Origin of the sequence: Allotabrizicola aquatica (SeqCode) (assembly GCF_965194375.1) — a bacterium.
GTDB classification, from domain to species: Bacteria; Pseudomonadota; Alphaproteobacteria; order Rhodobacterales; family Rhodobacteraceae; genus Tabrizicola_A; species Tabrizicola_A aquatica.
In genome coordinates, this window is sequence record NZ_CBDAEL010000002.1 from 372,141 (window position 1) to 391,302 (window position 19,162).

A 19,162-nucleotide genomic window follows, 5' to 3' on the forward strand; every position below is an offset into this window, starting at 1 on the left:
AAGCGCGGGTGTTTGGGATAAAGGATCGATGGGCAGTAGTAGCGATGGGTCTCCCGCAGCGCGTGGCGCGCTGCATGACGACAACACCAGTGATGAGGCAGACCAAGCCCCACGTGGATTTTTCGGGCGTATCCTCGATGCCCTAACCCCCTCAGACCCAAAAGGAGATGGCCCGCCGGAAACCGGTGCAGGCCAAGTTGCGCTGCCTCCGGGCAGTGGCCAACTGGGTCTGGCCAATCTGCGCAAGCTGCGGGTGGACGATGTCGCGATCCCAAAGGTTGAGATTGCCGCCGTGCCGCTGGACATCGGCAAGGAGGATCTGGTTGAGGCCTTTCGCCAAAGCGGCTTTTCGCGCCTGCCGGTCTATAAGGGCACGCTGGACCATCCGCAGGGTTTGGTGCTGCTGAAAGACCTTGCTTTGCAGCATGGCTTTGGTGCCGCCGGTCGGTTCAGCCTGAAAAAGCTTTTGCGCCCCGTGCTCTTTGCTCCGCCGTCGATGCCCGCCGCCACGCTCTTGCAAAAGATGCAGCGCGACCGGGTGCATATGGCCTTGGTGATCGACGAATATGGCGGGGTGGATGGGCTGGTCACCATCGAGGACTTGATCGAAACCGTCATTGGCGAGATCGAGGACGAGCATGACGAGGACGAAAACACCCTGTGGAAAGAAGAAAAGCCGGGCGTCTTTGTCGCGCAATCGGTCGTGCCTTTGGATGAGTTCGAGGCCGCCATCGGCTTAACCCTGCGCGCCGATGAGGATGATGCCGAGATCGACACACTGGGCGGATTGGTCTTTGTACGCATCGGCCGGGTTCCGGCGCGGGGCGAGGTGGTGCCGCATGAAAGCGGGGCCGAGTTCGAGGTGATCGACGCCGATCCGCGCCGGATCAAGCGGTTGCGCGTGCGCCTGCCCGGCGCAGGCAGCGCCAAACCGGCCGAGCCCGCCGAAGCGTGACGCGCCGGGGCCCGACAGGGTGGCTTTCCTCCCGGTTGGTCCAATGGGCCGCCACATGGCCCGGCGCGCGGCGCGCCGCCCTTGCTTTTGGCGCGGGCGCACTGGCTGGCCTTGGCCATGCCCCGCTGTACCTTTGGCCGCTGACCCTTTTGGGGTTGGCGGCGCTGATCCGTTTGGTGGCAGAGCCCAAAGCCCCCGCTGGGTGGTTGGGCCTTCTGGGTGGGGCGGGCTATGGCGCGGTCGTTCTCTCTTGGATCGTCGAGCCCTTCCTGATCGAGCCGGAAACCTACGGCTGGATGGCCCCGTTTGCGCTGATCTTCATGGCGCTGGGGCTTGGGGCGTTTTGGGCCGTGGCCGCCCGTCTGGCCCGCACCCTGCCCTTTCGCAGCCCCACTTACGGCTTTGCCCTGACGCTCACCTTCGTTGAATTCCTGCGCGGCCATATCCTGACGGGCTTTCCTTGGGGCATGCCCGGCCATGTCTGGATTTCCAGCCCCATCGCGCAGCTTGGGGCCTATGTCGGCCCGACCGGACTGACCCTTGGCTTGCTGCTGGCCGCCGCTGCCCTGTCGCGGCTTGACTGGCGCCCAGCCTTGGCCGCCGCGGCCGCGCTGGCCGCGGCTTGGACCCATGGCGCATGGACCCTATCGCAGCCCCTGCCCGACGGGCCGGGGGCCACGGTTCGGCTGGTGCAGCCCAATGCCGAACAGGCTCTGAAATGGGACCCCGAACTGGCCCGCCGGTTCCTTGATCGCCTTCTTGACGCCACCGCTGCCGCCCCCGACGGGACCGCTCCGCCCGATCTGGTGATCTGGCCCGAAACCGCCCTGCCCTATCTTTTCGAGTACCACCCCGAACTCGCCCCGATGATCGCCGAGGCGGCCCAAGGCGCGACCGTGGCCTTGGGTGTGCAACGCGCCGAGGACGGTCGCTATTGGAACAGCCTTGCGGTGATCGAGCCAGATGGCACGGTGAGCCAGACCTATGACAAGCACCACCTTGTGCCCTTTGGCGAATACATGCCCTTGGGCGATCTGGCCTATGACTGGTTCGGCCTCAGCGCCTTTGCCGCCCAGCACGGGGCGGGCTATACGGCGGGGACAGGGCCGAAACTGCTCGACTTTGGCCCAGTGATGGGCCGCGCCCTGCCGCTGATCTGCTATGAGGCGGTCTTCCCCCAAGACGTGAACGCCGCCCCCGAGCGCCCCGACTGGCTGTTGCAAATCACCAATGATGCGTGGTTCGGCACGCGCTCGGGCCCCTTCCAGCACGCCGATCAGGCCCGGATGCGCGCCATCGAACAGGGTCTGCCGCTGATCCGCGTCGCCAATACCGGGGTCACGGCGGTCTATGATGCGTTGGGCCGCGAAGTGGCCGCCCTGCCCTTTGGCACCCAAGGCCATCTCGACACCACCCTGCCCGCCGCCCTTGGGCCGACATGGTTTTCCCGCTTTGGCACTTGGCCAGTTCTGGTGTTGCTGGCCGGACTCGCCCTTGCGTTGTTACGACGCGCGCCGCGATGAAAACTTGACCTTTTCAGTGCCATCGGCCAAGCGATGCACACAGACTGTCACAACGGCTTCCTGGCGTGGCAGGTTTTCTCATAACGGAGCACTTCCATGAGCAGAAAGAATTACGTCTTCACCTCGGAATCGGTGTCCGAGGGCCATCCAGATAAGCTTTGCGACCGGGTGTCGGACGCGGTTCTTGATGCCTTCCTGACCGAAGAAGCCCATGCCCGCGTCGCCTGCGAAACCTTTGCCACCACCGGCCGCGTTGTTGTCGGCGGCGAGGTTGGGCTGTCGGACAAGAAGGCGCTGAAGGCGATGAAAGACCGGGTGGAGGACATCGTCCGCGCCTGCGTCAAGGACATCGGCTATGAGCAGAATGAATTTCACTGGAACACGCTGAAGGTGCAGAATTACCTGCACAGCCAATCGGCCCATATCGCCCAAGGCGTCGACCGTGACGGCGCGGGCGATCAGGGCATCATGTTCGGCTATGCCTGCCGCGAAACGCCGGAACTGATGCCCGCGCCGATCCAGTATTCCCACGCCATCCTGCGCCGTCTGGCCGAGGCGCGGAAATCCGGCAAGGAACCAACCTTGGGCCCGGACGCCAAGTCGCAACTCTCGCTGCGCTATGAGGATGGTGTGCCGGTTGAGGTGACCTCGATCGTGCTGTCGCATCAGCATTTGGACGAGGCGCAGGATTCCGACGCGATCCGCGCGATTGTCGAACCCTATATCCGCGAAATCCTGCCCTCGGGTTGGATCACCGAGAAAACCGAATGGTGGGTCAATCCGACCGGCACTTTCGTGATCGGGGGCCCTGATGGCGATGCGGGCCTGACGGGGCGCAAGATCATTGTCGACACCTATGGCGGGGCCGCCCCCCACGGCGGCGGCGCGTTTTCGGGCAAAGATCCCACCAAGGTTGACCGCTCGGCGGCTTATGCCGCGCGCTATCTGGCGAAAAACGTGGTGGCTGCCGGGTTGGCCGACCGCTGCACGCTGCAGGTGTCTTATGCGATTGGCGTGGCCAAGCCCTTGTCGATCTATGTCGACACCCATGGCACCGGTCAGGTCGAGGCCGAGGCGATTGAACGCGCGGTCATGCAGTGCATGGACCTGACACCGCGCGGCATTCGCGAACATCTGCAACTGCGCCGCCCGATCTACGCCCGCACCGCAGCTTACGGCCATTTTGGCCGCGCGCCCGAGGCGGATGGTGGCTTTTCATGGGAAAAGACCGACTTGATCGAGGCTTTGAAGAAAGCGGTTTGACCGTCAGGTGGGGCGGACGAAAGGGGCATCGAGCCCCCTTCGCCCGCGTTGCCACGGACGCAGCACAGCGCCGCGCTTGACCTGCGCGGCAGCTTCCGTCAAGAGGCCCCGGATCATCTCCGGGGCCTCTTGCCATGTACAATCCAGCCGAACGCCGCAACTTCTATGGCCGTGTCCATGGCAAGACCCTGCGCCAAAGCCAGAAAACCTATCTGGATGAAGATCTTGACCGGCTGTCGCTGCCCGGCGTGACGCTGGAGGAGAACCCCGCGCGCGCCGCCCTCGACCTTGAGCGCTTTCACGGCAAACCGCTTTGGCTGGAAATCGGCTTTGGCGGCGGCGAGCATCTGGTGCACATGGCCGCAAGCTACCCGCAAGTTGAGATCATCGGCTGCGAGCCCTTTGTGAACGGCATCGCTATGCTTTTGGGCAAAATCCGACAGGCTGAGGTGCAGAACCTGTGCCTGCATCCCGGCGATGTGCGCGATCTCTTCGATGTGCTGCCCGCAGCCTGCCTATCCAAGGTCTTTCTGAACTACCCCGACCCTTGGCCCAAAGCCCGCCACCACCGCCGCCGCTTTGTGACGCCCGAATACCTACACCCCCTCGCCCGCGCCATGCAGCCGGGAACCGAACTGCGCGTGGCAACGGACATTCCTGACTATGTCCGCCAGACCTTGGAAGAGGTACCGCCCGCGGGCTTTGATCTGGTGCAAGAGGCCGGCCCCGGCGACGCTTGGGAGGATTGGCTCTCCACCCGCTATGAACAAAAAGCGCTGCGCGAAGGTCGGGCGCCGCATTACCTCACCTTCCGCCGCCGCGCAGGCTGAAGCGGCAGGAGCCTCCGGCGGGAGTATTTTCGCCAAAGTGAAAGCCTTTTCATCTTGGCCCAAATACTCCCCGCGGAGCGTTCCCCCGAGGATGCCAGGTGCAGGTGGCGAAGCAATGGACCCCGCGCGCCGCTTGCGCTATCAGGCGGGCAACGGGAGTGAAGGAGAGACAAGATGTCCGGCCATGGTGACGCGCAACCGATGACATCCGCGAAAAGCGGGCCGCTGAAAGGCATGGCTTCGGTGCCTGGCGACAAGTCGATCTCGCATCGGTCGCTGATCTTTGGCGCGATGGCGGTCGGCGAGACCAAGATCACCGGGCTTTTGGAAGGCCAAGACGTGCTGGACACCGCCAAGGCCATGCGGGCCTTTGGTGCCACGGTCACCCGCCATGGCGAGGGTGCGTGGTCGGTCAACGGGGTCGGCGTCGGCGGGTTTCAAGAACCGGCTGATGTGATCGATTGCGGCAATTCCGGCACCGGGGTGCGGCTGATCATGGGTTGCATGGCCACCAGCGCGATGACCGCGACTTTCACCGGAGACGCGTCCTTGCGCAAGCGGCCGATGGGGCGGGTGACCGACCCGCTAAGCCTCTTTGGCGCGCAGGCTTACGGTCGCAAGGGTGGCCGTTTGCCGATGACCATCGTCGGCGCGGCCAATCCTGTGCCCGTGCGCTATGCCCTGCCGGTCGCCTCGGCGCAGGTGAAATCTGCGGTTCTGTTGGCCGGTCTCAACGCCCCCGGCCAGACCGTGGTGATCGAAAAGGAGCCGACGCGCGACCATTCCGAGCGCATGCTTTTGGGCTTTGGCGCGACGCTGACGGTCGAGTCTTCGAAAGAGGGCAATATCATCACCCTCACCGGCCAGCCCGAATTGCGCCCCCAGACCGTGGCCGTGCCGCGCGATCCGTCCTCGGCCGCTTTCCCGGTTTGTGCCGCGCTGATTGTCGAAGGGTCGGATATTTTCGTCCCCGGCGTCAGCCAGAACCTGACCCGCAACGGCCTCTACCTCACCTTGGTCGAGATGGGGGCCGAGATTGAATTCCAGAACCCCCGCGAAGAAGGGGGTGAGCCGGTGGCCGATCTGCGCGTGCGCTTCAGCGGCAATATGAAGGGCATCGAAGTGCCGCCGGAACGCGCGCCGTCGATGATTGACGAATACCCGATCCTGTCGGTCGTGGCGGCCTTTGCCACGGGCAAAACCGTGATGCGCGGGGTCAAGGAATTGCGTGTCAAGGAGTCGGACCGCATTGACGCCATGGCGCGCGGGCTGGAGGCCAATGGCGTGACCATCGAAGAGGATGAGGACACGCTGATCGTCCATGGCATGGGCGCGGGTGGCATGCCGGGCGGGGCGACCTGTGCGACGCATCTGGACCACCGTATTGCGATGTCGTTCCTTGTGGCCGGGATGGCGGCAAAAAAGCCGGTTGCGGTGGATGATGCGAGCCCGATTGTCACGTCGTTCCCGATTTTTGAATCGCTCATGAACGGGCTTGGCGCCTCTATTCGGCGTGGGTGAACCGACGAGCGCGCGCGGCGCGACGAGGAGGGCAGGATGATCTTCACCGTGGCCATCGACGGCCCCGCTGCCGCCGGGAAAGGCACGATCAGCCGCGCGGTGGCGGCGCGGTTTGGGTTTGCGCATCTGGATACTGGTGCGCTTTACCGGGCGGTGGGCATGAAGGGCGGTGATCCAGTCGTGGCAGCGCAAACCCTCACGCCCGAAGATCTGACGCGCGAGGATCTGCGGACGCTAGAGGCGGGGCAAGCCGCCAGCCGCGTGGCTGTGATACCGCAGGTGCGCGCCGCCCTTTTGGAGTTTCAGCGCCGCTTTGCCCGGCGCGCGGGAGGTGCTGTGCTGGATGGCCGCGACATCGGCACGGTCATCTGCCCCGAGGCCGAGGTAAAGCTGTACGTCACCGCCAGCCCCGAGATCCGCGCCCATCGGCGTTGGTTGGAGCTGGGCGGTGATGAGGCTGCAATGTTGGCGCAGGTGAAAGACCGCGATGCGCGCGACATGGGCCGGGCGGATGCGCCCCTGCGCCCGGCCGAGGATGCCGTGGAGATCGACACCAGCACCATGACCATCGACGAGGCCGTGGCGCGCGCTATCGCCCTTGTTGCGACGCGTCTCTAACGCGCCCGAGCGATTGTCCCTGCCCGCAAAAGCCCGCCATGCACAGACCCTTTGCATTGGCGCACAGCGGTCAGGGATTGCCCCGGCCGCGCAGTGCCCCACATAGCAACCCAGAACCCGGGCAGCGGCGCGATCATCCTGCTGCGCCCGGTGACAGACCCCGAAGGACAAGGCGAATATCATGCTGAAAGAAAAACTGACCTGGCGCTATGCAACCAAGGCAATGGATCCGGCGAAAGCCGTGCCGCAGGCCAAGGTGAATGCCATTCTCGAGGCCGCCAATCTGGCGCCCACCTCTTCGGGCTTGCAGCCCTTTGAAATCATCGTGGTCACCAACCCCGACGTGAAGGCCAAGCTCTCGGCCGCCGCCTATGGCCAAAAGCAGGTTGTCGACGGCAGCCATGTTCTGGTCTTCGCTGCATGGGACAACTACACCGCCGAGCGCATTGATGCCGTGGTGCAAGAGACCCACAAGCAGCGCGGCACGCCGATTGAGATGCTGAACGCCTATTACGACGGGTTGAAGGCCCAGTATCTGCCTCGCGCGGCAGAGGTGAACTATGAACATGCCGCCCGTCAGGCCTATATCGCCTTTGGCGTGGCGCTGACCGCTGCCGCTTTTGAAGAGGTGGACGCCACCCCGATGGAAGGCTTTGATCCGGCACAGGTTGACGAGATTCTGGGCCTGCGCGCCAAGGGTCTGCGCTCGGTCACGCTGATGCCCTTGGGCTATCGCGCGGCGGAAGGCGACTGGCTGAACGGTGCGGCCAAAGTGCGCAAGTCGATGGCCGATCTCGTCACCGAAATCGCCTGATTCTGAACGGTTTTGCGCAGCGGCCCCCGGAGACGGGGGCCGTTTGCGTTTTGGCCTATGAAATGGCGGGTTTTCCCTTGCCAAGAAGGGCTGCTGCGCCTAAAGACGCGCATCGAGAAGGGTCCGGCACTGCCGTGGCCCTTTTGGTATTTGAGCATCAAGACCGGCGGAGCCAACCGCAAGGCCAGTGAAAACACGAGAAAAGGAACTGAACTACATGTGCGCTAAAAACACTATGGACGAATTCGAAGCCCTTCTGAAAGAAAGCTTTGAAATTGACACCCCCGAAGAGGGCACGGTTGTCAAAGGCCGCGTCATCGCTATCGAAGCGGGGCAGGCCATCATCGACGTCGGCTACAAGATGGAAGGCCGCATCGATCTGAAAGAATTCGCAAACCCCGGCGAAGCCCCGAACATCAACGTGGGCGACGAAGTTGAGGTTTACCTTGACCGCGTGGAAAATGCCCGCGGTGAAGCCCAGATCAGCCGCGAGAAAGCTCGCCGCGAAGAAGCCTGGGATCGTCTGGAGAAAGCTTACGCTTCGGAAACCCGTGTTGACGGCGCCATCTTTGGCCGCGTCAAAGGCGGCTTTACCGTTGATCTTGGCGGCGCTGTGGCCTTCTTGCCCGGCTCGCAGGTTGACGTGCGCCCTGTGCGTGATGCTGGCCCGTTGATGGGCATGAAGCAGCCCTTCCAGATCCTGAAAATGGACCGTCGCCGTGGCAACATCGTTGTGTCGCGCCGCGCCATCTTGGAAGAATCGCGCGCCGAACAGCGCGCCGAAGTCATCGGCAACCTGACCGAAGGTCAGATCGTCGACGGCGTGGTCAAGAACATCACCGAATACGGTGCGTTCGTTGATCTGGGCGGCGTGGACGGCCTCTTGCACGTCACCGACATGGCTTGGCGTCGCGTCAACCACCCGTCGGAGATCCTGACGATCGGCGAGACCATCAAGGTTCAGGTCATCAAGATCAACAAAGACACCCACCGCATTTCGCTGGGCATGAAGCAGCTTCAGTCCGATCCGTGGGATGCTGTTGAAAAGCTGTATGCTCTGGGCACCGTGCACAAGGGCCGCGTCACCAACATCACCGATTACGGCGCCTTCGTGGAGCTGGAAGCCGGTGTCGAAGGTCTGGTTCACGTCTCGGAAATGTCGTGGACCAAGAAGAACGTGCACCCCGGTAAGATCGTGTCGACCTCTCAGGAAGTCGAAGTCATGGTTCTGGAAATCGACAGCGCCAAGCGTCGCGTGTCGCTTGGCCTGAAGCAGACCCAGCGCAATCCGTGGGAAGTGTTCGCTGAAAACCACCCCGTTGGCTCGGCCATCGAAGGTGAAGTCAAGAACATCACCGAATTCGGTCTGTTCGTGGGTCTGGAAAACGACATCGACGGCATGGTTCACCTGTCCGACCTGTCGTGGGACCAGCGCGGCGAGGAAGCCATTCAGAACTACCGCAAAGGCGACGTGGTGCAAGCCGCTGTCACCGAAGTGGATGTCGAGAAAGAGCGTATCTCGCTGTCGGTCAAAGCCCTTGGCGAAGACAACTTCTCGGACGCTGTTGACGGCGTGAAGCGCGGTGCGATCATCACCGTTGTTGTCACCGCCATCGAAGACGGCGGCGTTGAGGTGGAGTATAACGGCGCCAAGTCGTTCATCCGCCGTTCGGACCTGTCGCGCGACCGTGGCGACCAGCGCCCCGAGCGTTTCAACGTCGGCGACAAGATCGACGTGCGCGTCACCAACATCGACCCCAAAACCCGCAAGCTGGGTCTGTCGATCAAGGCCCGCGAGATCGCCGAAGAGAAAGAAGCTGTCGAACAGTACGGCTCGTCCGATTCGGGCGCCTCGCTGGGCGACATCCTTGGCGCGGCCCTCAAGGGCGGCAACAAGTGATCTGACCCCGTCAGATTGGAAACAATCGCAAGAGGCCCCGCTGAAAGGCGGGGCCTCTTTGCCATTCCATCGCCACCGCTTTGAAAAACGTTTGTGCGAAGATCAGAATTTTGCCTATAGTCCCTTTGAAAACAACGGGTGGCGGCTGCAAGATCCCGAAAACAGGGCTCAACCGACCACGTAGGGGGATAAGACGGATGATCCGCTCGGAACTGATCCAGAAGATTGCAGACGAAAACCCGCATTTGACGCAGCGCCATGTTGAGCGGATCGTCAACACGGTGTTCGAAGAGATTATTGAGGCGCTGGCCAAGGGCGATCGTGTCGAACTGCGCGGCTTTGGCGCGTTTTCGGTCAAGGCGCGCAACGCCCGGGTTGGGCGCAACCCGCGCACCGGTGAGGCGGTGAAGGTCGATGACAAGAAGGTGCCCTTCTTCAAGACCGGCAAACTGCTGCGCGACCGGCTGAACGACAAATAAGCCACCCTTGCCATGGCCGCCTGCGCGCCCGATACTGGGGCACGCATTGAGGGAGAGGCCATGATCCGCAGCCTGCGCTATTTGTTTCTGGCGGCCCTTGGGCTCGTGCTGTTGACCGTGGCGCTGGCCAATCGCGCGCCGGTCACGCTGAAAGCCCTGCCCGAAGATCTGGCCGCCTTCACCGGCTTTGCGTGGCAGATTGAGCTGCCGCTCTTCATGGTCATCTTTGGCGGCATCATCGCCGGGCTGTTGATCGGCTTTGTCTGGGAATGGTTCCGCGAGATGAAGCACCGATCGACCGCCAGCCGCAAAACCCGCGAAGTTGCCCGGTTGGAGCGCGAACTTGCGGTGATGAAGGACAGTCAATCGGTTCCGAAAGACGATATCCTTGCCATTTTGGACAAGCCGAAAGCCTAAGATGCCCGACATTCGCGTTAAGATCTGCGGCTTGAAAACCCCGGCCGATGTCGCTGCTGTGGCCGCCAGCGGGGCGGCCTATGCGGGGTTGGTGTTCTTTGCCAAAAGCCGGCGCAACCTGACCATCCCAGCCGCACGCGCGTTGGCGCTGGCCGCGCCGGTTGGTCTGGCGAAGGTGGCGTTGGTCGTCGATGCGGACGATGCGTTCTTGGATGCGATCACCGAGGCCATGCCCTTGGACATGTTGCAACTGCATGGCCATGAGACCCCCGACCGCGTGGCCGAAGTCCGCGCCCGCTACGGCCTGCCGGTGATGAAGGCGGTGGGCGTGGCGGATGAGGGCGATCTGGCGGCGGTCTTTGACTATTCGTTGGTGGCCGACCAGATTTTGGTTGACGCAAAGCCCCCGAAAAACGCCGATCTGCCCGGTGGCAATGGGCTGTCGTTCGACTGGCGACTGGTGGCCCAGCGCCGCTGGCTGCGGCCTTGGATGCTGGCGGGCGGGCTAAGGCCCGACAATGTGGCCGAGGCGATCCGGCTGACCAATGCCCGGCAGGTCGATGTCTCATCCGGCGTGGAAGCCGCGCCGGGGGTGAAGGATGCGGGTCGCATCAGCGCCTTTGTGAAGGCCGCCCAGATGGACGGCCCGCCGATTCTGCGCTGAGGGCTTGTGGGCAGGCACTCGCAACGGGCAAAGCCCTGCCGGATCAGAAGGCCTTGAAGGTCATGGTGGTCAGCGTGCGGACGATGCCCGGAATGTCGAAGAGCTTGCCCGACAGGTAATGCCCGACATCCTCGCCCTCGGGGATGTAGATCTTGGCGATCAGGTCATATTCGCCGGAGGTCGAGTAAAGCTCGCTCACCACTTCGCGGTCATAGATCGCGGTGGCAACCTCATAGGTCTTGCCGGGGGTGCAGCGGAATTGGACAAAAACGCAGGTCATGGCAGAGGTCCTATGGGCGGGTTCTTGGGGCATACCCCGGGGGTTTCACACCCCCGGACCCCCGTGGAGTATTTCAAAAGGCGCAAGACCTCAACCGGCGAGGGGCAGCCGGGGGTTAGAGCGGGTCATCCTCGGTAGCAAGCTTAAGCGGCGCCGGGCCTTGTTTCAAGTCGGCCACGGTCAAGGGGTAGGTCGGGCGGCCCAAGCGGTTGCGCACCACCCACATCAGCCGCTTTTCCGCGCGGGTGATGGCGACATAGGCCAGACGCTTCCACAAGGGCACGCCCGCCTCGCTGCGCCCGGCAGCGGCGGCGGCGTAAAGGTCGGGGGCAAAGACCTGCACCGTCTCCCATTGCGAGCCTTGGGCCTTGTGGATGGTGACGGCCGCCCCATGCAGAAAGGCCGCCCCCATGGTGGCGGCGTGGGGGATGAAGGGCTCTTCCTCATCGGGGCGTTCGATTTTGATGATTGAGGCGGCAGAAAGCTGCGGCTCTTCAGCGCCGATGACGTGCAGCTTGGCAAAGCCCGGTCGGTTGCCGGGGCCGAGGTAGATCACCTGCGCGCCTTTGATGAGGCCGCGCGCCTCAAGGTCGATGCGTTTCTTGCGGTGCTTCAAGGGCAGTTCGATGCCGTCGCAGATTAAGGGTTCGCCCGGCAGAAGATCATCCTCGGGCGCACCATGGGCGGCGCGGAAGGCGGTGATCAGCCGGATGCGGGTGGCATTGCGCCAGACCAGAACCGGACTGCGCGCCATGAGATCGGCGTCCACCCGTTCGGCCCAGACGACGCGGTCATCGCGCTTGGACGTCTCTTCGACGAGGCGTTCGAAATCGTCAAAGCCCATCCGCTCATCGGCCAGCGCATGGGCCAGATCAAGGATCGGGTTGTCCTGCGTTTGGCGGTGGATGCGGTGCAAGACAAGGCGAAGGGGGTCGGCCAGTTTGTCAAACACCATGGCGCCGCTTTGGCCCACCGGGGCCAGCTGGGCCGGATCGCCGAAGAGAACGAGCGTCGGGAAAATCTCGCGCAGGTCGTCAAGCTGGCGTTCGTCCAGCATCGAGCTTTCGTCAACAAAGCCCACGTCCAAAGGCTCTTCGCGCCGCTTCCAACCCTTGATGAAATCGCTGCCGCGCAGGCCCGCTGCCGCCAGCGCCCCGGGGATGGAGGCGACGGTGTCATGAAACGCCTTGGCCCGGTCCAGCGCGAGCTCCGTCAACCCCTCCACCGCCGGGCGGCTGCCTTGGCCGGTCAGCCATTCGGCGATCTTTTCATATTGCGGGTCATAGACCGGGGTATAAAGGATGCGGTGAATGGTGGTCGCCGGCACCCCGCGCAGGCGTAGGACAGACGCGGCCTTGTTCGTTGGGGCCAGAATCGCGAGCGTGCGGCGGTCCTTGCGGCGGCGGGGTTCGTAATCGCCCGAGACAAGATCAACGCCCGCTGCTTGCATCGCCCGGTAAAGGCTGGCCAAGAGCATGGTCTTGCCAGATCCCGCCTTGCCCACCACCGCCAGCACCGACGCCTTACCTTCGGCGCGCGGGGTCAGCGTGCCATCGCCAAGGTCAATGCCCATGCCCAAAAGCGTGGCCGCAACACGGTCATAGGCTTCGGCCTGATCGTCAGAGAAGGTGAGGGTTGGCAGCATGGGGCGACCATAGGCGAGGTGGGCGCCAAGGGCCAGAGCCGCCGATCAATGCGCAAGCCCTGCAGGCGGGGTGGCCTCGTCAGGGTCAGGGCTGCCCTCTGCTGCCGGGTCGGGGGGAAGACAGGCGGCGACCTCGGCCTGCGCCACGCGCATCGCTTCATCCGCTTTCAGGGCCAGCGCCGGGAGACCGTTCGACTGCGCGTAGCTGCGCAGGTCTTTCAGCACATCAAAAATCCAATCATGACGCATGGGGCCCTCTTCACGGCAAAAGGCGAACTCGCGGATTGTCTCGATTCTGTGAACAGTCTAGCGCCGGGCGGGCCAAGATTCCGACGAATAGTGCAACCTAAAGATGCAAGCGGCGGCGCAGTCCTCTGACTGCGCCGCCGCTTTGGCATGTTGTTCCCAGATCAGCGGGCGCGGCTGGCTTCCAGCGCGTCCTCAAAGGTGCGCAGACCCGTGACCGGGGCCTGCACCAGCACGGCCATATTGCCGGGCTTGTGCTGGTTCTTCCACATCAGGGTGTGCGCCTTGGGAATATCGGCCCAAGGGAAAACTTCGGACATGCAGGGATCAAGACGACGCTCGCACATCAGGGCGTTGGCGGCCGAGGCCTGCTTGAGATGGGCGAAGTGGCTGCCCTGCAGGCGCTTTTGATGCATCCACATGTAGCGCACGTCGAAGGTGCAGTTGAAGCCGGAGGTGCCGGCGCAGATCACCACCATGCCGCCCTTTTTGCACACGAGGGACGAGACCGGGAAGGTCGCCTCGCCGGGGTGTTCAAAGACCATGTCGACGTTCACGCCCTTGCCGGTGATATCCCAGATCGCCTTGCCGAACTTGCGGGCCTCTTTCAGCCAGACGTTATACTCTTCTGAGCCAACCTTCGGCAGCTGACCCCAGCATTTGAAGTCATTGCGGTTGATGACACCCTTGGCACCCAAGGACATTACAAAATCACGCTTGGATTCGTCCGAGATCACGCCAATCGCATTGGCTCCGGCGGTGTTGATCAGCTGGATCGCGTAGGACCCCAGACCGCCCGAGGCGCCCCAGACGAGCACGTTCTGGCCGGGCTTGAGGTCATGCGGCGCGTGGCCGAAGAGCATCCGGTAGGCGGTGGCCAGCGTCAGCGTGTAGCAGGCCGATTCTTCCCAAGTCAGGTGACGCGGGCGCGCCATCAACTGCTGCGACTGCACGCGGGTGAACTGGCTGAACGACCCGTCCGGGGTTTCGTAGCCCCAGATGCGCTGGGTGGGCGAAAACATCGGATCGCCGCCGTTGCACTCTTCGTCGTCGCCGTCGTCTTGGTTGCAGTGGATCACGACCTCATCGCCGACCTTCCAGCGCTTGACCTTGTCACCCACCGCCCAGACGATGCCAGCGGCGTCCGAGCCGACAATGAAGTACGGGGATTTGCTGTTGTCAAACGGGCTGATCGGCTGACCAAGGCCAGCCCAGACGCCGTTGTAGTTGACGCCAGCAGCCATCACCATGACCAGCACTTCGTTGCTATCAAGGGCCCAAGTGTCGACCACCTCAAGCTGCATCGACTGTTCCGGCGGCCCGTGGCGTTCGCGGCGGATGGCCCAAGCGTACATTTGCTTTGGCACATGGCCCAAGGGCGGCATCTCGCCGATCTCGTAGAGGTCCTTCACCGGCGCATCGTAGGGCGCGATGGTGGGTGCGGTGTCCAGTGCCATAAGGGCCTCCTTGTAAAGTGTGCCGCGTGACCCGCGGCGCATCGCTTATGCCGCGACGCAGAATCGACGCGGTTCGCGGCCTAGGGATACCCAAGTTGCGCAATATTGCAATAGGTGCAGCGCAGAAATTGTAATTTTATGTCTGCCGCGTTGCGGCATCTGTGGGCTCGAGCCGTTGCCAGACCGGAGCTGCATAAAAGGCCAGAACCGGGGCCGCGTCCGATCTCGGGCGCAGATCTGCGCCCACCAACCCGCGCCCGACCAGCTGGCGCAGCCCCTCGTCCAGCGTTTGCGCCAGACCTTGCGGCGGCAGCTTTAGCACCGCGCCCCGTGTCTGCAATTGCGCCACCAGATCGCTCAGCCGGTCGGCAAGCGCCGTGCGGTCGGCAGGCTGGCTTTGCAGCGCGGCGGCCACCAAAGGCACCGCCAAAACCGGCACCACCTTTTCGATCTCGGCCATCAAGAGCGCGCCCAAGGCTGCTGTCTGGGCGTCCGCCGACAGATCGGGATGGGCCGCGCGGAAGCCCTGCAAAGACACCGGCGGACCAAATCCGGCCGCCGCCGTGCCAAAGCCTTGAAACCGTCCGCGCAACCGCCGCCACAGATTGCGCGCGACAAAGCCCACAATCGCGCCCACGCCAGCCCGGAACCGCCGTTCCCCCGCTTGGCCCGCCGCCACCAGAACCTGGTCCTCCAGAACCCGGTCATAGGCCAGCCCCACTGGCACGAACAACACATCCCGCTCGCGCCCCGCGCCGGTAACGACATAGTTCAGAAGGCCCATCTTGGCCGGTCCCACCCGGCCATCCAGCGACAGCCCGCCCTCGGGGAAAAAGGCCTGCGTCGTGCCCTCATCGGTTGCCATCTGCACATAGCGCGCCAGCACCCGGCGATAGAGCGTGTTGCGGCTGCCGCGCCGAATGAAATAGGCCCCCATCGCCCGGATCATCCGCGAGAACGGCCAGATCCGCGCCCATTCTCCCACGGCATAGGAGAGGGCCGAGCGGTTGGCGACAAGCCATGTCACCAGCACGTAATCCATATTGCTGCGATGGTTTATCACGAAGATCACGGTCGCCTTGCGATCAAGCTGGCCGTTCAAGGCCGGGTCTACCTTACCGATTCGCACCCGGTAAAGCCCCCGGCTGATCCACCGCGCCAGACGGGTGGCCACACCGAAATAGAGCGTGGCCGAAAAGGCGGGCACGATTTCGCGAGCATAAAGGCGGGCCTCCTCAAAGGCCACGGCCCCCGGCACACCGGTTTCGGCCGCATGGTCGGCCACCGCCTCCATCACGCGCGGGTCATAGACCAGCCGCACGATCATATCCTGCCGCCGCGCCAGCTTGAACAGTTCAATCGGGCGATCCAGCCTTGTGTTCAACTGCGCCAAGGCGCGCTCGGCCCGCTTGCGGAAGAACCAGCGCACAGAGGGGAAGAGGAAATGCGACGCAAAGGTCACGGCGGCGAAGCCGACGATCAGGATCAAAAGCCAAAGCGGCAGGGTCACGTCTTGGAACATGGCGGCACCCTGCCTGATTTTTGCACAAAGTCCAAATCCCTCTTCGATGACTGCGTCACTCATCGGAGGGAGCGACACGACGAGAAGACGCAGTCGCCCGAGGCCTGCGCGCTTCGCCGCAGCGCAGCGATTGACACTGCCCGAAAATGTCGCCTATCTGTCTCGTGACGAAATAAAATTGCCGAAGCGATTCACCACACGAGGCCCGCGATGCACGCGCAGAAAGAACAACCCTGGCTGTTCCGCACCTATGCGGGCCATTCCACCGCCGCCGCCTCGAACGCGCTTTACCGCAACAACCTGTCGCGCGGGCAAACCGGGCTTTCGGTGGCCTTCGATCTGCCGACGCAAACGGGCTATGACTCGGATCACGAATTGTCGAAAGGCGAGGTCGGCAAGGTTGGCGTGCCGGTCTGCCATCTGGGCGACATGCGGGCCTTGTTCAAGGATATCCCGCTTGAGCAGATGAACACCTCCATGACCATCAACGCCACCGCCCCGTGGCTCTTGGCGCTTTACATCGCGGTGGCCGAAGAACAGGGCGCCGATATCTCGGCCCTGCAAGGCACGGTTCAGAACGACATCATCAAGGAATACCTCTCGCGCGGGACCTATATCGCCCCGCCGAAGCCCTCGCTTCGCATGATCACCGACGTCGCGGCCTATACGCAAAAGCACCTGCCGAAATGGAACCCGATGAACGTGTGTTCCTATCACCTGCAAGAGGCAGGGGCGACGCCCGAGCAGGAGCTGGCCTTCGCGCTCGCCACCGCCTGCGCCGTGCTGGATGATCTGAAGGGCAAGGTCGCGCCCGCCGACTTCCCCAATATGGTCGGCCGCATCTCGTTCTTCGTCAACGCCGGCATTCGATTTGTCACCGAGCTGTGCAAGATGCGCGCCTTTGTCGATCTGTGGGATGAGATTTGCGAAACCCGCTATGGCATCACCGAGGCCAAGTATCGGCGCTTCCGCTATGGTGTGCAGGTCAACTCCTTGGGCCTGACCGAGCAGCAGCCCGAAAACAACGTCTACCGCATCCTGATTGAAATGCTGGCGGTGACGCTGTCGAAAAAGGCCCGCGCCCGCGCGGTGCAACTGCCCGCTTGGAACGAGGCTTTGGGCTTGCCGCGCCCTTGGGATCAGCAATGGTCGCTGCGGATGCAGCAGATTCTGGCCTATGAAACCGACCTTCTGGAATATGACGATCTTTTCGACGGCAACCCCGCGATTGACCGCAAGGTCGCGGCCCTGAAGGACGGCGCGCGCGCCGAACTCGCCCAGATCGACGCCATGGGCGGCGCGGTGGCGGCCATCGACTATATGAAGGGCCGCTTGGTCGAGGCGAACTCCGAGCGCCTGTCCAAGATCGAATCCAAGGAAACCACGGTTGTCGGCGTCAACCGCTGGACCGAAGCCGCGCCCTCGCCGCTGACGGCGGGCGATGGATCCATCATGGTGGCCGATGCCGATGCCGAGCGCGACCAGATCGAACGGCTGACCGCATGGCGCAGCCAGCGCGACGAAGCGGCGGTGAAAGCTGCCCTCACCGCCCTGCGCGAGGCTGCCAAGTCCGGCACCAACATCATGCCCGCCTCGATCGCCGCCGCCAAAGCGGGCTGCACCACCGGCGAATGGGGTGCCATGGTGCGCCAAGCCTTTGGCGAGTACCGCGCACCGACCGGCGTCTCGCGCAGCCCGTCGAACCGCACCGAAGGGCTGGAGCCGATCCGGGAGGCTGTCTCGGTGCTCTCGGCCAAGTTGGGCCGCCAGTTGAAATTCCTTGTCGGCAAGCCCGGCCTTGACGGGCACTCGAACGGGGCCGAACAAATCGCCGCCCGCGCGCGCGATGTGGGCATGGACATTCATTACGAAGGCATCCGCCTGACCCCCGCCGAGATTGTCTCTGCCGCTGTCGATCAAGAGGCCCATGTCATCGGCCTGTCGATCCTGTCGGGCAGCCATATCCCGCTGATCACCGAAACGCTGGATCGGATGCGCGCCGCGGGCCTTGGCCATATCCCCTTGGTCGTCGGTGGCATCATCCCCGAGGATGACGCCGCACGCCTGCGCGCCATGGGGGTCGCCGCCGTCTACACGCCCAAGGATTTTGAGCTGAACCGCATCATGCTTGACATCGTCGGCATCGTCGACGCCCAAGACCGCGCCGCGTAAAGCGCGCAAGCCCCGCGCCGGGGGGCCTTCCAACGGCGACCAAGCTGGCATAGCTTGGCGCGCGATAAGGGAGGTCCACCATGACATTTCACATCGGCGCGAAACCGGGCGAGATTGCCGAGACCGTGCTCTTGCCGGGTGATCCCTACCGCGCACGCTGGGCGGCCGAGACCTTTCTCGAGAACCCGGTTCTCGTGAACGAAGTGCGCGGCATGCTGGGCTATACCGGCACATGGCGCGGGCACCGGGTCACCATCCACGGCTCCGGCATGGGGATGCCATCCCTGTCGATCTATGCCAATGAGCTCATCAAGGATTACGGCGCACAAACGCTGATCCGCATCGGCAGCGCGGGCGCGCTTCAGCATCACGTCAAGGTGCGCGATGTGGTGTTGGCCCAAACCGCGTCCACGTGCGGTTCACCATCCCGGTCGATCTTTCGCGAACTCAATTTCGCCCCCTGCGCCGATTTCGGCCTGCTGCGCGCTGCCCATGATGCGGCCCAAAAGATCGGGGTTCCGGTGCATGTCGGCGGCATCTATTCCTCTGACACCTTCTATGACGAACGCGCCGATCTCAGCGAACAGCTGCAACGCCACGGCACGCTCTGCGTCGAAATGGAAGCGGCCGAGCTTTACCACCTCGCCGCCCGCTATGGCCGCCGCGCGCTGGCCGTGTTGACCATCTCTGACCACATCCTCACGCATGAGGCCCTGCCGGCCGACCAGCGCGAACGCAGCTTTGGCGCGATGGTCGAAGTGGCACTTGAGGCGGCTTTTGCCTGACCCCGCCCCTCGTCGAGCCCGTTCCGGGCACTCCTCGAGAGCTGCCAAACCCTTTCGCCTTCAATGCGGCG

At 63.5% G+C, this 19,162-nt stretch carries 18 protein-coding genes and 1 riboswitch; of the genes, 13 read left to right on the forward strand and 5 right to left on the reverse strand.

Annotation, left to right across the window (positions count from 1 at the left end; genetic code table 11):
• The first annotated feature begins 28 nt into the window (after positions 1–28).
• The 11 genes from AC72UB_RS04495 to AC72UB_RS04545 all read left to right on the forward strand — a co-directional run bounded on the left by AC72UB_RS04495 (position 29) and on the right by AC72UB_RS04545 (position 10,984).
• Positions 29–955 (forward strand): transporter associated domain-containing protein, encoded by a 927-nt coding sequence (locus AC72UB_RS04495; protein WP_505188704.1) that lies wholly within the window; start codon positions 29–31, stop codon positions 953–955.
• 35 nt (positions 956–990) lie between these two features.
• Complete coding sequence (gene lnt / locus AC72UB_RS04500) at positions 991–2,478, forward strand: apolipoprotein N-acyltransferase (protein WP_505188705.1); 1,488 nt, start codon at positions 991–993, stop codon at positions 2,476–2,478.
• 41 nt (positions 2,479–2,519) lie between these two features.
• Positions 2,520–2,569: riboswitch (SAM-SAH riboswitch) on the forward strand.
• A 5-nt stretch (positions 2,570–2,574) separates the two neighbouring features.
• Entirely contained in the window at positions 2,575–3,741 is a 1,167-nt protein-coding gene (gene metK, locus AC72UB_RS04505; RefSeq protein ID WP_505188706.1) for a methionine adenosyltransferase, read from the forward strand.
• A gap of 134 nt (positions 3,742–3,875) precedes the next feature.
• Positions 3,876–4,571 carry a tRNA (guanine(46)-N(7))-methyltransferase TrmB gene (gene trmB / locus AC72UB_RS04510; RefSeq protein ID WP_505188707.1) on the forward strand — a complete coding sequence of 232 codons (696 nt, stop codon included), beginning with the start codon at positions 3,876–3,878 and terminating at the stop codon, positions 4,569–4,571.
• Between the two features lie 174 nt (positions 4,572–4,745).
• On the forward strand, positions 4,746–6,092 hold the full coding sequence (aroA, locus tag AC72UB_RS04515; RefSeq protein ID WP_505188708.1) for a 3-phosphoshikimate 1-carboxyvinyltransferase: 1,347 nt from the start codon (positions 4,746–4,748) through the stop codon (positions 6,090–6,092).
• Between the two features lie 36 nt (positions 6,093–6,128).
• A complete protein-coding gene (locus AC72UB_RS04520) occupies positions 6,129–6,710 on the forward strand; it encodes a (d)CMP kinase (protein WP_505188709.1) in 582 nt (193 codons plus the stop codon).
• A 181-nt stretch (positions 6,711–6,891) separates the two neighbouring features.
• Positions 6,892–7,524, forward strand: a complete 633-nt coding sequence (locus AC72UB_RS04525) for an NAD(P)H-dependent oxidoreductase (protein WP_505188710.1) — start codon at positions 6,892–6,894, stop codon at positions 7,522–7,524.
• A 217-nt stretch (positions 7,525–7,741) separates the two neighbouring features.
• Positions 7,742–9,424 (forward strand): 30S ribosomal protein S1, encoded by a 1,683-nt coding sequence (gene rpsA, locus AC72UB_RS04530; RefSeq protein WP_463289036.1) that lies wholly within the window; start codon positions 7,742–7,744, stop codon positions 9,422–9,424.
• A gap of 197 nt (positions 9,425–9,621) precedes the next feature.
• Positions 9,622–9,903, forward strand: a complete 282-nt coding sequence (gene ihfB / locus AC72UB_RS04535; RefSeq protein WP_463289035.1) for an integration host factor subunit beta — start codon at positions 9,622–9,624, stop codon at positions 9,901–9,903.
• A gap of 60 nt (positions 9,904–9,963) precedes the next feature.
• Positions 9,964–10,320: a lipopolysaccharide assembly protein LapA domain-containing protein gene (locus AC72UB_RS04540; protein WP_463289034.1), complete on the forward strand. Its 357-nt coding sequence runs from the start codon at positions 9,964–9,966 to the stop codon at positions 10,318–10,320.
• 1 nt (position 10,321) lies between these two features.
• Positions 10,322–10,984: a phosphoribosylanthranilate isomerase gene (locus AC72UB_RS04545; RefSeq protein WP_505188711.1), complete on the forward strand. Its 663-nt coding sequence runs from the start codon at positions 10,322–10,324 to the stop codon at positions 10,982–10,984.
• A gap of 43 nt (positions 10,985–11,027) precedes the next feature.
• On the opposite strand, the gene AC72UB_RS04550 is transcribed toward AC72UB_RS04545, so the two are convergent.
• From AC72UB_RS04550 to AC72UB_RS04570, 5 genes are all read right to left on the reverse strand, one after another.
• The gene (locus AC72UB_RS04550; protein ID WP_463289032.1) at positions 11,028–11,264 is read right to left on the reverse strand and encodes an Lrp/AsnC family transcriptional regulator; all 237 of its coding nucleotides are present in this window, start codon (positions 11,262–11,264) and stop codon (positions 11,028–11,030) included.
• 115 nt (positions 11,265–11,379) lie between these two features.
• A complete protein-coding gene (locus AC72UB_RS04555) occupies positions 11,380–12,909 on the reverse strand; it encodes an ATP-dependent DNA helicase (protein ID WP_505188712.1) in 1,530 nt (509 codons plus the stop codon).
• A 45-nt stretch (positions 12,910–12,954) separates the two neighbouring features.
• Complete coding sequence (locus AC72UB_RS04560; RefSeq protein ID WP_505188713.1) at positions 12,955–13,158, reverse strand: hypothetical protein; 204 nt, start codon at positions 13,156–13,158, stop codon at positions 12,955–12,957.
• A 161-nt stretch (positions 13,159–13,319) separates the two neighbouring features.
• Complete coding sequence (ccrA, locus tag AC72UB_RS04565) at positions 13,320–14,612, reverse strand: crotonyl-CoA carboxylase/reductase (RefSeq protein WP_505188714.1); 1,293 nt, start codon at positions 14,610–14,612, stop codon at positions 13,320–13,322.
• A gap of 136 nt (positions 14,613–14,748) precedes the next feature.
• Positions 14,749–16,134 (reverse strand): 1-acyl-sn-glycerol-3-phosphate acyltransferase, encoded by a 1,386-nt coding sequence (locus AC72UB_RS04570; protein WP_505188715.1) that lies wholly within the window; start codon positions 16,132–16,134, stop codon positions 14,749–14,751.
• A gap of 210 nt (positions 16,135–16,344) precedes the next feature.
• Between AC72UB_RS04570 and AC72UB_RS04575 the strand changes: the two genes are divergently transcribed.
• Both AC72UB_RS04575 and deoD read left to right on the forward strand, forming a co-directional pair.
• Positions 16,345–18,306 (forward strand): ethylmalonyl-CoA mutase, encoded by a 1,962-nt coding sequence (locus AC72UB_RS04575; protein ID WP_505188716.1) that lies wholly within the window; start codon positions 16,345–16,347, stop codon positions 18,304–18,306.
• A gap of 80 nt (positions 18,307–18,386) precedes the next feature.
• On the forward strand, positions 18,387–19,091 hold the full coding sequence (gene deoD, locus AC72UB_RS04580) for a purine-nucleoside phosphorylase (protein WP_505188717.1): 705 nt from the start codon (positions 18,387–18,389) through the stop codon (positions 19,089–19,091).
• The last annotated feature ends 71 nt before the right edge of the window (positions 19,092–19,162 follow it).

What these genes read in the sequence shown, in the direction of transcription:
- AC72UB_RS04495 (WP_505188704.1), top strand. Translation starts at nt 29, where the DNA reads ATGGGCAGTAGTAGCGATGGGTCTCCCGCAGCGCGTGGCGCGCTGCAT.
- metK (WP_505188706.1), top strand. Translation starts at nt 2,575, where the DNA reads ATGAGCAGAAAGAATTACGTCTTCACCTCGGAATCGGTGTCCGAGGGC.
- trmB (WP_505188707.1), top strand. Translation starts at nt 3,876, where the DNA reads ATGTACAATCCAGCCGAACGCCGCAACTTCTATGGCCGTGTCCATGGC.
- aroA (WP_505188708.1), top strand. Translation starts at nt 4,746, where the DNA reads ATGTCCGGCCATGGTGACGCGCAACCGATGACATCCGCGAAAAGCGGG.
- AC72UB_RS04520 (WP_505188709.1), top strand. Translation starts at nt 6,129, where the DNA reads ATGATCTTCACCGTGGCCATCGACGGCCCCGCTGCCGCCGGGAAAGGC.
- AC72UB_RS04525 (WP_505188710.1), top strand. Translation starts at nt 6,892, where the DNA reads ATGCTGAAAGAAAAACTGACCTGGCGCTATGCAACCAAGGCAATGGAT.
- rpsA (WP_463289036.1), top strand. Translation starts at nt 7,742, where the DNA reads ATGTGCGCTAAAAACACTATGGACGAATTCGAAGCCCTTCTGAAAGAA.
- ihfB (WP_463289035.1), top strand. Translation starts at nt 9,622, where the DNA reads ATGATCCGCTCGGAACTGATCCAGAAGATTGCAGACGAAAACCCGCAT.
- AC72UB_RS04540 (WP_463289034.1), top strand. Translation starts at nt 9,964, where the DNA reads ATGATCCGCAGCCTGCGCTATTTGTTTCTGGCGGCCCTTGGGCTCGTG.
- AC72UB_RS04545 (WP_505188711.1), top strand. Translation starts at nt 10,322, where the DNA reads ATGCCCGACATTCGCGTTAAGATCTGCGGCTTGAAAACCCCGGCCGAT.
- AC72UB_RS04550 (WP_463289032.1), bottom strand. Translation starts at nt 11,264, where the DNA reads ATGACCTGCGTTTTTGTCCAATTCCGCTGCACCCCCGGCAAGACCTAT.
- AC72UB_RS04555 (WP_505188712.1), bottom strand. Translation starts at nt 12,909, where the DNA reads ATGCTGCCAACCCTCACCTTCTCTGACGATCAGGCCGAAGCCTATGAC.
- AC72UB_RS04560 (WP_505188713.1), bottom strand. Translation starts at nt 13,158, where the DNA reads ATGCGTCATGATTGGATTTTTGATGTGCTGAAAGACCTGCGCAGCTAC.
- ccrA (WP_505188714.1), bottom strand. Translation starts at nt 14,612, where the DNA reads ATGGCACTGGACACCGCACCCACCATCGCGCCCTACGATGCGCCGGTG.
- AC72UB_RS04570 (WP_505188715.1), bottom strand. Translation starts at nt 16,134, where the DNA reads ATGTTCCAAGACGTGACCCTGCCGCTTTGGCTTTTGATCCTGATCGTC.
- AC72UB_RS04575 (WP_505188716.1), top strand. Translation starts at nt 16,345, where the DNA reads ATGCACGCGCAGAAAGAACAACCCTGGCTGTTCCGCACCTATGCGGGC.
- deoD (WP_505188717.1), top strand. Translation starts at nt 18,387, where the DNA reads ATGACATTTCACATCGGCGCGAAACCGGGCGAGATTGCCGAGACCGTG.